Source organism: Nereida sp., assembly GCF_965655635.1.
Taxonomy (GTDB): domain Bacteria; phylum Pseudomonadota; class Alphaproteobacteria; order Rhodobacterales; family Rhodobacteraceae; genus Nereida.
Genome location: NZ_CBFHHE010000018.1, coordinates 1 through 13,829, shown reverse-complemented (window position 1 = coordinate 13,829; position 13,829 = coordinate 1). Strand labels below are relative to the sequence as shown.

Sequence of the window (13,829 nt, the reverse complement as noted above, 5' to 3'; positions counted from 1 at the left end):
AGTAGAAAACTCTTTTCAAATTTAGGCATTGCTATGAGTTCTATGAGAACGGTTATCGCCAGCAACGGGCTTGCGATTGCACTGACGGTTATAGTCATTTTGCCAGTCACTGGCATCCTCGCTTTCGCTATTAGTGCACCTCTAGACGCATTAATGGCAAATTTTGGAACTTGGCTTCACCAAGTCGGTCAATGGTCGCTTCCATTGGTGGATACCGAAGAACGTTTCGCTAAAATTGGATTTGCACTGCGATCAATCGTGATCGCTGTGGGGCTTTCGTTTTTGTATTTTGGTATCACTAATTGGCTGAATGCTGGCTTGGCTCGGGTGCGGACTGGTCGCGACGTCGGTCGCCGAGCGGCAGTAATTGAAGCGATACAGCCTTGGGTCTTTGTGGGGCCTGCATTAGTCTTACTACTTCTATTCCTCCTTATTCCTGCAGTTTCGACTGTTAGCCTCTCGCTTCAAGACAGTGATGGGGCGGCTACCCTTAGCAACTATGCATTTTTGTGGGACAGAAGTGCGCTTGGCTATGAACAGATACGTTACGCATTGCGCAATTCCATTATGTGGTTGGTCCTTGTACCGACGGTATGTATTTCACTTGGTCTGTTGATTGCAGTTTTGGCAGACTCAACTCGCTGGGGCATTGTCGCTAAGACATTGATTTTTGTTCCGATGGCTATTTCGTTTGTTGGGGCTGCAGTCATTTGGCGTAACATTTTTGCTGGTGGTGGTATCGAGGCGCAGCAGACCATAAACGGGCTGACTCCGTCTTACCAAATAGGCCTATTAAAAAATCTCTTGGGTCATTCGCCGTCCTACAACGAACCGCTTTATGCAATTGAATTCTGGGGTAATTTTTTCCTCATGTGGATTCTAGTTTGGGTTCAAACGGGCTTTGCTATGATAATTTTTTCTGCTGCTCTTCGTGGCGTTCCAGAGGATACCATCGAGGCAGCTAAAATTGATGGCGCCAACCCAATCCAAATGTTTTTTCGGATTAAACTTCCTCAAATCTTCTCAACTGTGGTTGTGGTTTGGACGACGCTTGTGATTCTCGTCCTTAAGATGTTCGACATCCCATACGCACTTTCCTCAAACGACGATGATAAATTATTGCTAGCAACAATGATGGAAAATGCGCGTAATAATTGGTCCGTGGGTAACGATAACGTGGAAAACCTTTTTGCATCGATTGCGGTACTATTGATGGCAACTGTGGTGCCGAACATGATTTTTAACGCACGTCGTATTCGCCGTGAACAAAAAGAAATGGGGCACTAACTATGTTGACGCGTTCTTTAAAGCACATAACGCTTGCCTTGATTGTATTCATATGGGTGGTGCCCTTTATAGCTCTTCTGACCACATCGATGCGCTCTGAAGTGGCGTCTAAGACTTCTGGCTTTTGGCAGGCTTACACTCCAACAGAATTGGGTCATCGTTTTAGTACGCATAATAAGGGTAGCGACGCTTTCATGGTGTTAGAAGGCAACATCCTTGAGCGATTAAACAAAGACCGTGAAAGTTATCAGTTGTCGGGATCGATTACGTCGATCTTATTCAAAGGCCGTGTTCCAGACCCTGAAAACCCGGGAAAAACTATTTTGTTACGTCGATTGGTACCTCCAGGTGAGGTGATGGACGTACGCGGCGGTGAATTTATTTTTGATGAAGCAGGTGATTTTACGTGGACGTTTCCTGAAGCAACAGCACCTAAGCCCAAGAATTTAGAAGTGTTTTTGAACCAAGATCCCGTGTTTGGCGCAGATGCATTTGTGGAGGTCTTGTTTGAAAATAAAAATGTTACTAACGCGCTGATTTCATCATTTATTGTTACCATTCCAGCGACGATTATTCCGATTACAATTGCGGCTTTTGCCGCCTACGCGTTTGCATGGATGCGGTTCCCGGGCAGAGATTGGTTGTTTGTGGTTGTTGTGTCCTTGATGGTAGTTCCAACTCAATTGGCGTTCCTACCAGTGCTTCAGGGTTTCAGCGGAATTGCATCTTGGGCGACCCAGTTGAATTCATGGATGACAGATTGTGAACTTGATGGAACATGTCAGGTTGCTTCGAAAACCTTTGCTAGCCTTTGGATTACCCACACTGCTTTTGGTTTGCCGTTAGCGATATATCTGCTGCGAAACTATATCGTTGGTTTGCCACGCGAATTGTTGGAAAGTGCTCGGATAGATGGCGCAAACCACTTGCAAATATTTACCAAACTTATTGTTCCGCTCTCTGTACCTGCGTTAGCATCTTTTAGTATCTTCCAGTTTTTGTGGGTATGGAACGACTTGATCGTCGCCTTATACATTGGTCCTGCAGATGCTTCTGACCTAGTGTTTCCGATCCGTCTCCAAAAACAACTAGGGACGTTCCAAGATCAGCTGCACCTACTAAACGCGTCCGCAGTAATCTCAATGATTGTACCTGTTATCGTTTTTTTGTCGATGCAACGTTATTTTATCCGTGGCCTGTTAGCTGGTTCGGTCAAAGGGGGCTGAGCAGATGTCGGAACTAGCATGGTGGGAAACTGCCGTAATCTACCAAATTTATCCAAGATCTTTTCAAGATTCCAATAGCGATGGTATTGGCGATTTACCGGGCATAACCTCCCGTCTAAGTTACATAGCTGGTTTAGGTGTTGATGCGATTTGGATCAGTCCATTTTTCAAGTCTCCCCAAAAGGATTTTGGGTATGATGTGTCTGATTATTGTGACGTTAACCCGGAATATGGAACGCTGGAAGATTTCGATGAATTGATTGAACGCGCACATGAACTTGGCCTCAAGGTTATGATCGATATCGTACCTGCGCATTGTTCTGATCAACACGTCTGGTTCCAAGAAAGCCGTCAGTCGCGCGATAACGATAAATCAGATTGGTTTCATTGGGTTGATCCGAAACCTGATGGGTCCGCTCCAACAAACTGGTTGTCTTTTTTTGGTGGGCGTGCGTGGACATGGGAACCTCGCAGGCAGCAATATTATCTGCACAACTTTTTGCCCAGTCAGCCAAATTTAAATCACGCCAATACCGCAGTCCGCGAAGCATTGACAGATGTGGCTCGGTTCTGGTTTGGTCGGGGTGTCGATGGCTTTCGATTAGACGCCGTGCATACGATTAATGCTGACACTGCACCGTATCAAGACAATGAACCAAACCTCAGCTTTTCTCCCGGCGACCTGCCTCAACAGCAGCAACCATTTTTTCGTCAATTGCACGATAGCGCACAATTAAATCAGCCGTCCATACAGCGATTTTCTGAAGCCTTTCGTACAGTTGCCGACGAATACGGCGACAAGTTTTTGATGGGTGAATTGCACGGCGACGATCCTGTTCTTGCCAGTCAAAATTTCACCGCGCCCGGGCGTTTGCATGCGACATATAACTTCAACCTGCTAGCCTGGGCTGGGCTGAACGTTGCCGGCATAAAAAGCGCTATTTCTGATGCGATTGATGCGTTTAACGGCACGGGACGTTTGACCTTTGCCTTTTCAAATCACGATGTTCCACGGTCTGGGACGCGTCAACTTGCGCCACTGGGCTTGGGGGCTGACTGCCAAGAGGCGTTGCAACTACTACTTATGAAGCTGGAAACCTGTCTAATTGGATCAACGTGTATTTATCAGGGTGAAGAGCTCGCCTATGACGACGTTCAAGACATTCCAGTTGATCTTATGCAGGATCCCTGGGGCATCGAATTTGCTCCCGTTTTTCAGGGACGCGATACTTGTCGCACACCAATGGTGTGGCAAGCGACAGCGCCGAATGGCGGGTTTTCGGCTGGGAATTGTACTTGGTTGCCAATTGCAGAGGCACATCTGAAGCGGGCGGGGCTGGACGAAGCCGCTCGGTCAGCGTCAGTCTACAATAGATTTGCAGAATTTTTACGTTGGCGAAAGAGACAGCCAGCAATGATGACTGCCAATAAAATGACAGTGCTTTCAGGTGATGAGACTCAAATTATTTTTGACCGAGTTTCTGATGATCAGACACTTCGCTGTACGTTCGACTTTGAAAATTTGACCGCGGCTTTCGAGGAAATTTAAATGGCTCAGGTAGCATTAAAAAACGTAAATAAATCTTTCGGCACTATCCATGTTATTCGGGATGTCGATTTGGAAGTTAATAAAGGCGAATTTGTAGTTTTTGTTGGCCCCTCAGGCTGCGGTAAGTCCACACTTCTACGCCTCATTGCTGGCCTGGAAACAATTAGTGATGGACAAATTGTTATTGCAGATCGTCCAGTCATGGACCTTCCGCCGTCCGAACGCGGCATTGCAATGGTGTTCCAGTCGTACGCGCTGTACCCACACATGACTGTCTTTAATAACATGGCGTTTTCACTGGATTTACAAGGCATTCCAAAGAAGGAGATTGAAGAGCGGGTCACTGCCGCAGCTACAATTCTTCAGATGGAGCATTTGCTAGATCGTCGTCCTGCAGCATTGTCGGGCGGTCAGCGTCAGCGTGTAGCAATTGGTCGTGCCATCGTTCGTAATCCTGAAGTGTTTTTGTTTGATGAACCATTGTCTAATCTTGATGCAGCACTGCGCCATGAAACCCGGGTCGAGATCGCTAAACTTCATGCCCAGTTAGGGGCTACAACCATTTATGTGACCCATGACCAGGTTGAAGCCATGACCCTGGCGGATAAAATTGTAGTTCTTAAGGATGGCGAGGTGATGCAAGTAGGATCTCCAATGGAATTGTTTAATTATCCGGCTAATGAGTTTGTCGCGAGTTTTCTTGGGTCACCTACGATGAATTTCTTCGACGGTATTCTGGGGCCAATCGCCAAGGGTGGTGATACTGCTGGTTTTATAGGCGCCGGAATTAATGTCAGAAAAGGAATACGGCTTGTTTCAAAAGAAAAAGCCGAAGGGGCTGAGGTGCGAATTGGCATCCGTCCACAGCATTTAACAATTGACCCAAAGGGAACAATTGAAGGTACGGTCTCTTTGATTGAACGCTTAGGTACTGAAACGGTAGTGGAACTGGTTTCGCCAGATGGGAAGCCTTTCCGCTTTGCGTCTCCGAAAAACTTGGATTTGAATGTGGGAGATACTGCGAACTTTAGCTTCTTGGTTTCGAAAGTGCATTTATTTTAACAGGTAATGCTATATCACAACCAATAACAGACAGTGAGATTTGCATGGTTAGGCCGTAGGGTCTATGCCGAGTGCAATTAGGTTTAGCCAACAACCATGGTGATCTTTGGGTTAGTTCTTGAGTGCAATGATCTTTGGTAGGTAGTGCACGCTTCCAGGAACCAGGTTGTGGCGTGTTTCATCGGCTCATGTGCTATGAACCTTTTTTCTTGGCAAAATCACCAAGACTGGAACCTAAGTGAGGTATCACTCGACGTCCGTGGTGCGGCTCTAAGTGAGGTCATAACTACCGACGCGCAGGCAGGTCTGAGTGCAAACTTAGGTGCGCCCAACAAGGATATGGTCTTTATCGAAATTGACACAGCTTTAATTTGAGCCGATTGCAAGGGATGCCTCACCGACCATCACCAAATGGCAGGCATTTATCAAGCGTTGCGCGATCAGTCTTTGCGCCTCACGGCGCCTGCTGCAAAGACACATTTGTTCGTTTAGGGCGGTTCGCGTTTATATTCAGCATAGGGTGGGATGATGCAGTTTAGGGTGTTTGATACTGGTTGGCGGTAACTCGTCATAGATTACTGGTCAAATACTTATGACCTGTTAGGGATAGAGGGGTGTGCAGCATTGTTGTTGCGCGCCCTTTTTGCATTTTATTGGATGTCGCAAATTGATGGCTTTTTGGGTGTAATTATGAAGCGTTCTTTGTTGGTTGCCGCAGTCGCATCTGTGTTTTGTGCGCCCGCGATCTGGGCGTTTGATCTTTCGGTCAGCGTTGAAGGTGGCGATGATGATCTGACCAAATCAGTGCGCGCGGCAACGCTTTTGCGTGACCTGCGCAATCGTGATGAAAACAGTGCCCAAGATATTTTAGGGGCAGCGCGGGCTGATTACGCACGTGTTGTGTCCGCCCTTTATGAAAACGGATTTTACGGGGCAGAGGTGTCGATCAAACTTGATGGTGCAGAGGCTGCAAGCATTCCTGCCGCTGTTGCTCCGCCCCAGATTTCTGAAGTGCAAATTACGGTAAACCCAGGGCCAAGTTTCGTGTTGGGAAAGGCTGACATATCCCCAATTGCGCCCAAAACTGAAGCGTTGGTTGGTTTCGAGACTGGCGCACTTGCGTCTCTTTCAAGTATCCGAACTGCCACGGAGCAAACCATCGAAGGTTGGCGCGCAAGGGGGCACGCCAAAGCTGATGTGGCGCGCCAGTCAATTACCGCGCGGCACAGTGAGGCCGTTCTAGATGTGGCTATTGTTATCAACAAAGGCCCCTACCTCACGTTTGGGGACCTGTTACTTTCGGGTGTGTCCGCTGTGCGCGCGGAACGGATCAGGGCGATCGCGGGTCTTCCAACTGGTACGGGTTTTGACCCAATTGAGGTGGCGTTGGTGACGGCACGTCTGCGCCGCGCAGGTGCTTTTGACACCATCGCACTAGTTGAGACGGATGACGCAAATGCAGACGACAGCCTTGATTTTGCCCTGCAAGTAAACGACCGCGCCCCGCGCCGGTTTGGTTTTGGTGTGGAACTGTCCAGCCAAGCGGGTGCTGAACTAAGCACTTTTTGGCTACACCGCAATCTTTTTGGTGGTGCAGAACGTCTGCGCCTTGGCGCGCGCGTGTCGGGCATTGGTGATACAGGCAGCGGCGAGGATTATGCACTCAGCGGTGAATATAACCGTCCCGCCACTTTTAACGAAGACACGGATTTCTTTGCAAATAGCGCACTCGAAGCGCTTGATACGGCGACGGTAAATGTCGACCGCTTTGCGCTTGAGGCAGGCATTCGTCGTTACGCGACGCCGAAACGAACTTATACTTTTGGATTGGGACTTGAGCGCGCCAGCACCACTGATGCGCGCGGCTCCGAAACCTACACACTTCTCACTGTGCCTTTGTCCGTGACTTTCGATTACCGCGATGAAAAACTTGATCCTCGTGACGGATATTTTGCAGATGTTGGGCTGATGCCTTATCTTGGGTTGGACGATACCACCGATGGGGCGCAGTTCTCATTTGATGGGCGGGCTTACAAAACAGTTGGGTCAGAGCGGCCTGTGACTTTCGCACTGCGCGCCCAGATTGGAGCGTTGATCGGACCCTCCATAGGGGAGGCCCCCGCCGATTTTCTCTACACATCGGGTGGGGGCGGAACTGTGCGCGGCCAAGATTTTCAATCATTGGGGGTGCCTGTGGGCGGTGGCTCAACGGCGGAAACGGGGGGCAAATCTTTCTTAGGTCTGTCGGCCGAAGCGCGTTTTCGGGCCACGGATACCTTGGGGGTTGTTGGGTTTCTCGACACGGGCATTATCAGTGAAGAAAGCACGCCTGGATCAAAGGGTGAAAGCCACAGCGGTGCGGGTATTGGTCTTCGCTATGACACAGGTATCGGCCCTATTCGCGTGGATTTTGCGGTCCCATTTGATCGGCCACGCCCAACGTCTGATTTCCAAATCTACATCGGTATTGGACAGTCGTTTTGAAGGGCTGGGGTTTAAGGAAGTGGGGCTTAAGCGGCTGGCTAATCGCATCTTGTTTGGCAATTATGGTCGCATGTAGCGCGCCGCTACATGCCCAAACGTCTGATGGAGATCGCGGATATCTGGCTGGATTGTTGGAAAGCAGTTTGGTTGGCGAGGGCCGCGAGGTCACGATCCGCGGCTTCAAAGGGGCGCTATCAAGTGAGGCCACGATTGATGAAATCGAGATCGCGGATTTTGATGGCACGTGGCTGCGGATTTCAAATGCAACGCTAGTATGGAACCGAGCTGTGCTTTTGTCAGGTCGCATCGATGTGGACACATTGGCCGCCGAGAAGATCGAATTATTCCGCTTGCCAAATGCTGAAGAAAGCGGATTGCCGGCTGCTGAGGCCACGCCGTTCCGCTTGCCCGAACTACCCGTTTCCATTGAAATTGGCAGTCTTACAGCCCGTGAAATCACTCTGGGTGAGAGTGTTTTGGGTGCGCCTGCGCGTCTTTCTTTGTCGGCTCGCGCTTCCTTAATCGATGGTGCAATCGATGTGACATTCAACGCCGATCGTACAGATGGGGAGAGCGGTTCATTCGAGGGGGCCGTTACATATGCCAACGAAAATGCGATGTTAGGTATAGATTTGCAGTTGGCTGAGGGGGAAGGCGGTTTGGCGGCCAAGGCATTGAACCTGCCCGAAAGCCCATCGGTCGATCTAACGATTCAAGGTGCAGGACCACTGGATGCGTTCGGCGCAAGTTTGGCTTTGGCCACAAATGGCACTGAGCGTCTTCGTGGTAGCATTACCTTAAATGCTGTTGGACATACACAAAGCTCTGAAGGTCTTGAGGTGGCGGACAGCGCATCTGATTTGGCTTTTGTGGCGCATGTTGCAGGTGATGTCGCGCCTCTATTTCTGCCGGAGTATCGGACGTTTTTTGGTGATGACGTTTCTCTTAAAGTTCGCGGAACGCGACGTGCAAGTGGCGCGGTTGAACTTGATACTTTGAACGCGAAAACCTCGGCCCTTGATCTAAATGGATCATTGCGCTTGAATACGGCTTTGTGGCCAGAATTCATTGATATAAATGGTGTCATTGAGACGTCAAATGGTGCTCGAATTTTGCTTCCAATCGGAGGCGTTCCCACAACTGTTGGTAGGGTGTCTTTGGACGTTGATTACGACAGTTCCAAAGCAGACACTTGGCGGGCGCGTATTGGGGTTGGACGTTTTGCGCGCGATACAGTTTTTGCGCGGCGTTTGGGCATCGAAGGCGGTGGTACACTTGTCCCCGCAGGTGCATCGATCGGCAGCATCGCCGGTGTCTTTGCGCTCGAAGCGCTAGACTTGGACGTTGGTGATGCTGGCCTTAACGAAGCCTTGGGCGAGACCGTTCGCGCATCCTTTTTTTCCGAATATACCCAAGGGCGACCTTTTGAGTTGAGCAATTTGACTGTGGGCGGTGACGAGTACGGACTGCGCGGAACTGCGCGTATCAGCGGTCTTGATGATGCGTTTGAGACCGTCTTTGACGTAAGTGCACGCGCAGATAATTTGGCGCGATTCAGCGCCGTCGCCGGTATGCCCCTTTCGGGTACTGCGGCATTTTCAATGACTGGGAATGCGGACGCAGGTGGTCGATTTTCTGTAGTAGCACAAGGTACTGGCAAGTCTTTGCGTATCGGTGAACCGATGGCAGATGCGTTGTTGCGCGGGACTAGCGAGGTCAGTGCAAACTTGCGCCGTGATGAGGCGGGAACCCGACTTGAGACGTTTTCCCTGCGAAACCCGCAGCTCTCGGCCGAGGCTACGGCATCGCTTTCAAGCATAGTCTCTTCTGCTAATTTTGATGTAACGCTTGCGGACCTTGGCCTTATCATTGCGAACGTCTCTGGCCCGCTTAGCGTTACTGGTTCGGCAGATAGTGCTGGTGGCGATTGGGAGGTTACCACCGCGCTTTTGGGACCTGCTGGAGCCCGCGCAAACACCCAAGGATCGGTCAGCCGAAACGGTATCGCTGATCTGGTAATCGACGGGATAATTCCGCTGCAATTGGCCAATCCGTTTATTGAACCACGCACTATTCAGGGACGCGCCGACGTGGCCGCGCGGCTGCAAGGACCATTGGGGCTTGCAGCTTTGAGCGGTGTGATCGACCTGAATGATCTACGTGTTTCCGCACCAAGCGTTGGTATCGCGCTGACACAAGGTATGGGTCAAATTCGGATCTCTCAAAGTACTGCACAAGTTGAGCTGCGCGCGCAGGCCTCTACGGGTGGCGCGGCGCAGGTGGACGGCAGTATCGCACTTTCAAAAGGGCTGGGGGCGCAGCTGGATATTCGCCTTGAGGATGTTGGTGTTCTGGACCCAGACCTTTACCGTACACAGGTTTCTGGTGATCTTGATGTGTCGGGACTGTTGGCGGCGGGCCCGCGTATGTCGGGTAAATTGATGTTGGGGGAAACCGACGTCACGATCCCGTCTACCGGCCTTGCGCCTTTCGGGATTGTCCCTGAGATTGTTCACCGCGGTGCTTCTGCAGGTGCGGTGGCTACCCAGCGTCGCGCAGGCCTTACCCGTGCGGATGCGGTTGCCAAAAGTAACTCACCATTGCAACTCGACATCAGCATTGATGCATCGCAACAGATTTTTGTTCGGGGACGGGGTCTGGATGCGGAACTTGGGGGGCAATTGCGCATTCAAGGCTCGCCTAATGCGCTGGTCTCTGTGGGTCGTTTTGATTTGTTGCGTGGACGCCTTGATTTGCTGACTAAGCGGTTCGTCCTTGATGAGGGGTCGGTGCAACTTATTGGTGATTTTGACCCGTTCATTCGATTTGTCGCCTCAACAGAAACCGGAGCGGGCACGGCAAGCGTGATCCTATCGGGCCGTGCAAGCGATCCTGAAGTGACCTTTGAGGCGACCCCCGCAGCAGCTCCAGACGAGGTGCTTGCACAGATATTTTTCGAAAAGGGCGTGGATCAGTTGTCCGTGTTCCAAGCGCTGCAGCTTGCCACGGCAGTGCGCCGTTTGCAGGGACGCGGCGGGGAAGAAGTGGTCGCCAAACTACGGCGTGGCCTTGAGTTAGATGACCTTGATGTGTCCACTGACGAAGATGGCAGCGTCGCGGTGCGTGCGGGCAAATATGTCTCTCAGAACGTCTATACCGAAGTGGAAGTGAGTGATGAATCCGCAGTTTCTTTGAATATCGATCTGACGCGTAATCTGGTTGGTCGGGGCAGCGTGAGTAGTGACGGCAGGAGCGGCATCGGTCTGTTCTTTGAAAAAGACTACTAGGCTGACCACCCTAAATCTGGGTCGCAGCTACACATTTTTGTCATTTCTTCGTGCCAAGAGTTGCATCTTTAAGGGGTTAGGGGCACTGAAACGCCAGTCTTTTGAAAAGGGTGCCCATGCTTGATGCGCGCATACGTCTGCTGATTGACCCTACCCTGAACGCGGTGGGGCGTACACTTTCTGCGCACGGTGTTACGGCCAATACGGTGACGTTGGTGGGGCTTGGGATTGGCGCCTTGGCAGCAGCTGCAATCGCTCTGGGGGCTTTCTGGACAGGTCTTATCTTGCTGTTAGCGTCGCGCATCGCGGATGGTTTGGACGGCGCTGTTGCGCGAGCGAGTGTTAAGACCGACTTTGGTGGGTATCTCGATATTGCCTGCGATTTTCTCTTTTACGGCCTCATTCCAATGGCCTTTGTTTGGCACGATCCGTTGGCTAACGGTGCTGCGGGTGCGTGGTTGCTGACGAGTTTCTATTTCAATGGCGCCAGTTTTCTTGGCTATGCGATGTTGGCAGGCCGGCATGGCAGGACCACATCGGCGCAGGGGCAAAAATCACTTTATTATTCTAACGGCATTCTTGAGGGGACCGAGACGATTGTGTTCTTCGTCCTTCTTTGTCTGTTTCCAACTTATTTTACGATCGGCGCGTGGCTATTCGGCGGGCTGTGTTTTCTGACAGCAAGCTTGCGTCTTAGGGCTGCGTCACTGATATTCCTGTCACATACAAAGGACTAATTGATGAATATACTCCGTACCGCTGCGTTGGCATTTTGCGCGTTGAGCACCACAGCCACTGCACAAACTGACCCCAATAACTGGGATGCTGTGACGGCCGCAGCCAAGGGCCAAACGGTTTATTGGAACGCTTGGGGCGGCTCAACGCAGACCAATGATTTTGTTGCATGGGTCGGGGAACGCGTATCCGAAGATTACGGCGTTACACTTGAGCACGTAAAACTGTCCGACACTGCGGATGCGGTTTCGCGTGTCCTTGCCGAGAAATCAGCGGGCCAGAATGAGGACGGCGCGATTGATATGATTTGGATCAATGGTGCCAATTTTGCAGCGATGAAAGATGCGGATTTGTTGTTCGGGCCCTTTGCAGAAAGCCTGCCAAATTGGGCACTTGTAGATGCGCAAGGCAAATCTGTTCAGTCTGACTTTACGGTTCCTACCGATGGTATGGAGAGCCCGTGGGCAATGGCGCAGGTAGTTTTCATCCATGACACAGCAGACTTAGCTGCGCCTCTTGGATCACTGGAGGCTATTCTGGAGTGGTCATCTGCCAACCCTGGCCGCTTTACGTTTCCGCAACCGCCGGATTTCTTGGGCACGACATTCCTCAAACAAGCGCTGATTGATTTGTTGGACGACACAACCGTGTTAAGCGCGCCAGTTGGCGATAATTATGATGAGGTCACCGCACCGCTTTGGGACTTTATGGACGCGCTTACGCCGACTTTGTGGCGCCAAGGCAAAGCGTACCCCCAAACAGGACCGCGCCAATTACAATTGATCGCTGACAACGAAGTTGATCTGGCAATTTCGTTTTCGCCCGGTGAAGCCTCTGCGGCGATTGCAAACTTTCAACTACCAGACACTGCGCGTACGTTCGTGTTGGACAAAGGTACGTTGGGCAATGCGTCTTTTGTGGCCATTCCCTACAACTCAAGCAGCTCTGAGGGCGCAATGGTAGTGGCGAACTTCTTGATGTCCGCCGAAGCACAGACCCGTGCACAAAACCCTGATATCTTGGGCTATGGCACGGTATTGAATATGGATGCGCTTAGCACCGATGAACGCGCTGCATTCGACGCACTTGACCTTGGCGTGGCCACTTTGTCGCCAGCGGAACTGGGCACAGCCCTGCCGGAACCACACCCAAGCTGGGCTACACGTTTGGCTGATGATTGGACCGCGCGTTACGGTGTCGCGCAATAAGTATGGGTTTTGTGACCTCTCTTAAAACGCCCCTTTGTGGGGCGTTTTTTGCGCCAAGCTACGCAGGCAGAATGTTCTAAACATGCGTGGCGAGATCAGCATAAGATGGCTGCCCTTCATGACGGTGCTAGCCATGCTTGGCCCCGTTGTGGCCGGATTGCTTGGCACCATAGCGCCTGCTTTTGGGTATTTGCCAGCGGCCAATATGACCGAATGGACAGTTGCGCCATTTATGGGCTTGTTTCGCTGGGGCGGCTTTCCACATGCAGTGATGCTCAGTGTGACAACGGGATTTTTGGCAACGTCCGTGTCGCTTTTGATCACAGTTTTGATCATTGCAGGGTGGCACGGCACGCGGGCGTTTAGCCTGATCCGGCGTTTACTGTCGCCGTTACTTTCGGTCCCACACGCGGCCGCGGCGTTTGGTATTGCGTTTCTAATCACCCCATCGGGATGGGTGGCGCGCGCCTTTTCACCATGGCTGACAGGTTGGGACCGCCCGCCAGATGTGCTCATCGTTCAAGACCACTGGGGCCTTGCGATGGTCGTTGGCCTCGTTGCCAAAGAGGTGCCATTTTTACTGCTGATGAGCTTAGCAGCCTTGGGGCAAGTCAACGCAAAATCAAGCGCCACAGTTGCCGCCGCGTTGGGGTATGGGCGTGTAACCGGCTGGCTCAAAACAGTTTTCCCACGAGTCTACGCACAGATCAGGTTACCGGTTTATGTTGTTCTGGCCTATTCGATGTCGACCGTTGACGTGGCCATCGTGTTGGGTCCGAACACGCCGCCGATTTTGTCTGTTCAAATTGTTAAATGGATGTCTGATCCGGATTTGGCGATGCGACTTGAGGCGGCCGCAGCAGCATTGGTTCAGCTTCTACTGGTTATTGGCAGCCTGATCCTGTGGCGCGGCGGCGAGATTGTGATTGGCATGTTGGGGGCCAAGTGGGTGCTGCGCGGAACACGCAGTTATGGTGATAATGCTTTGCGG

At 51.3% G+C, this 13,829-nt stretch carries 10 protein-coding genes; all 10 read left to right on the top strand.

All coding sequences use genetic code 11. From position 1 onward, the window contains the following. Positions 1-42 precede the first annotated feature (42 nt). Positions 43-1,287 carry a carbohydrate ABC transporter permease gene (locus ACTF5M_RS07240; RefSeq protein WP_438960366.1) on the top strand — a complete coding sequence of 415 codons (1,245 nt, stop codon included), beginning with the start codon at positions 43-45 and terminating at the stop codon, positions 1,285-1,287. A 2-nt stretch (positions 1,288-1,289) separates the two neighbouring features. Beyond that, positions 1,290-2,513, top strand: coding sequence for a carbohydrate ABC transporter permease (locus ACTF5M_RS07235; protein WP_438960365.1), 1,224 nt, complete (start codon positions 1,290-1,292; stop codon positions 2,511-2,513). Positions 2,514-2,517: 4 nt separating this feature from the next. Then, entirely contained in the window at positions 2,518-4,062 is a 1,545-nt protein-coding gene (locus tag ACTF5M_RS07230; RefSeq protein WP_438960364.1) for an alpha-amylase family glycosyl hydrolase, read from the top strand. Beyond that, positions 4,063-5,124, top strand: a complete 1,062-nt coding sequence (locus tag ACTF5M_RS07225) for an ABC transporter ATP-binding protein (protein WP_438960363.1) — start codon at positions 4,063-4,065, stop codon at positions 5,122-5,124. Between the two features lie 195 nt (positions 5,125-5,319). Next, positions 5,320-5,499 (top strand): hypothetical protein, encoded by a 180-nt coding sequence (locus tag ACTF5M_RS07220; protein WP_438960362.1) that lies wholly within the window; start codon positions 5,320-5,322, stop codon positions 5,497-5,499. Positions 5,500-5,781: 282 nt separating this feature from the next. Beyond that, positions 5,782-7,608 carry an autotransporter assembly complex protein TamA gene (locus ACTF5M_RS07215; protein ID WP_438960361.1) on the top strand — a complete coding sequence of 609 codons (1,827 nt, stop codon included), beginning with the start codon at positions 5,782-5,784 and terminating at the stop codon, positions 7,606-7,608. A 62-nt stretch (positions 7,609-7,670) separates the two neighbouring features. Next, the gene (locus ACTF5M_RS07210) at positions 7,671-10,895 is read left to right on the top strand and encodes a translocation/assembly module TamB domain-containing protein (RefSeq protein WP_438960360.1); all 3,225 of its coding nucleotides are present in this window, start codon (positions 7,671-7,673) and stop codon (positions 10,893-10,895) included. Positions 10,896-11,011: 116 nt separating this feature from the next. After that, positions 11,012-11,632 carry a CDP-alcohol phosphatidyltransferase family protein gene (locus ACTF5M_RS07205; RefSeq protein ID WP_438960359.1) on the top strand — a complete coding sequence of 207 codons (621 nt, stop codon included), beginning with the start codon at positions 11,012-11,014 and terminating at the stop codon, positions 11,630-11,632. Between the two features lie 3 nt (positions 11,633-11,635). Further along, positions 11,636-12,838 carry an ABC transporter substrate-binding protein gene (locus tag ACTF5M_RS07200; RefSeq protein WP_438960358.1) on the top strand — a complete coding sequence of 401 codons (1,203 nt, stop codon included), beginning with the start codon at positions 11,636-11,638 and terminating at the stop codon, positions 12,836-12,838. 82 nt (positions 12,839-12,920) lie between these two features. Further along, the coding region (locus ACTF5M_RS07195; RefSeq protein WP_438960357.1) for an ABC transporter permease at positions 12,921-13,829 on the top strand (909 nt) is incomplete at its 3' end.

Coding starts and splice junctions, on each gene's coding strand:
- ACTF5M_RS07240 (WP_438960366.1), top strand. CDS start 43: ATGAGAACGGTTATCGCCAGCAACGGGCTTGCGATTGCACTGACGGTT.
- ACTF5M_RS07215 (WP_438960361.1), top strand. CDS start 5,782: ATGTCGCAAATTGATGGCTTTTTGGGTGTAATTATGAAGCGTTCTTTG.
- ACTF5M_RS07200 (WP_438960358.1), top strand. CDS start 11,636: ATGAATATACTCCGTACCGCTGCGTTGGCATTTTGCGCGTTGAGCACC.
- ACTF5M_RS07205 (WP_438960359.1), top strand. CDS start 11,012: ATGCTTGATGCGCGCATACGTCTGCTGATTGACCCTACCCTGAACGCG.
- ACTF5M_RS07235 (WP_438960365.1), top strand. CDS start 1,290: ATGTTGACGCGTTCTTTAAAGCACATAACGCTTGCCTTGATTGTATTC.
- ACTF5M_RS07225 (WP_438960363.1), top strand. CDS start 4,063: ATGGCTCAGGTAGCATTAAAAAACGTAAATAAATCTTTCGGCACTATC.
- ACTF5M_RS07230 (WP_438960364.1), top strand. CDS start 2,518: ATGTCGGAACTAGCATGGTGGGAAACTGCCGTAATCTACCAAATTTAT.
- ACTF5M_RS07210 (WP_438960360.1), top strand. CDS start 7,671: ATGGTCGCATGTAGCGCGCCGCTACATGCCCAAACGTCTGATGGAGAT.
- ACTF5M_RS07220 (WP_438960362.1), top strand. CDS start 5,320: ATGAACCTTTTTTCTTGGCAAAATCACCAAGACTGGAACCTAAGTGAG.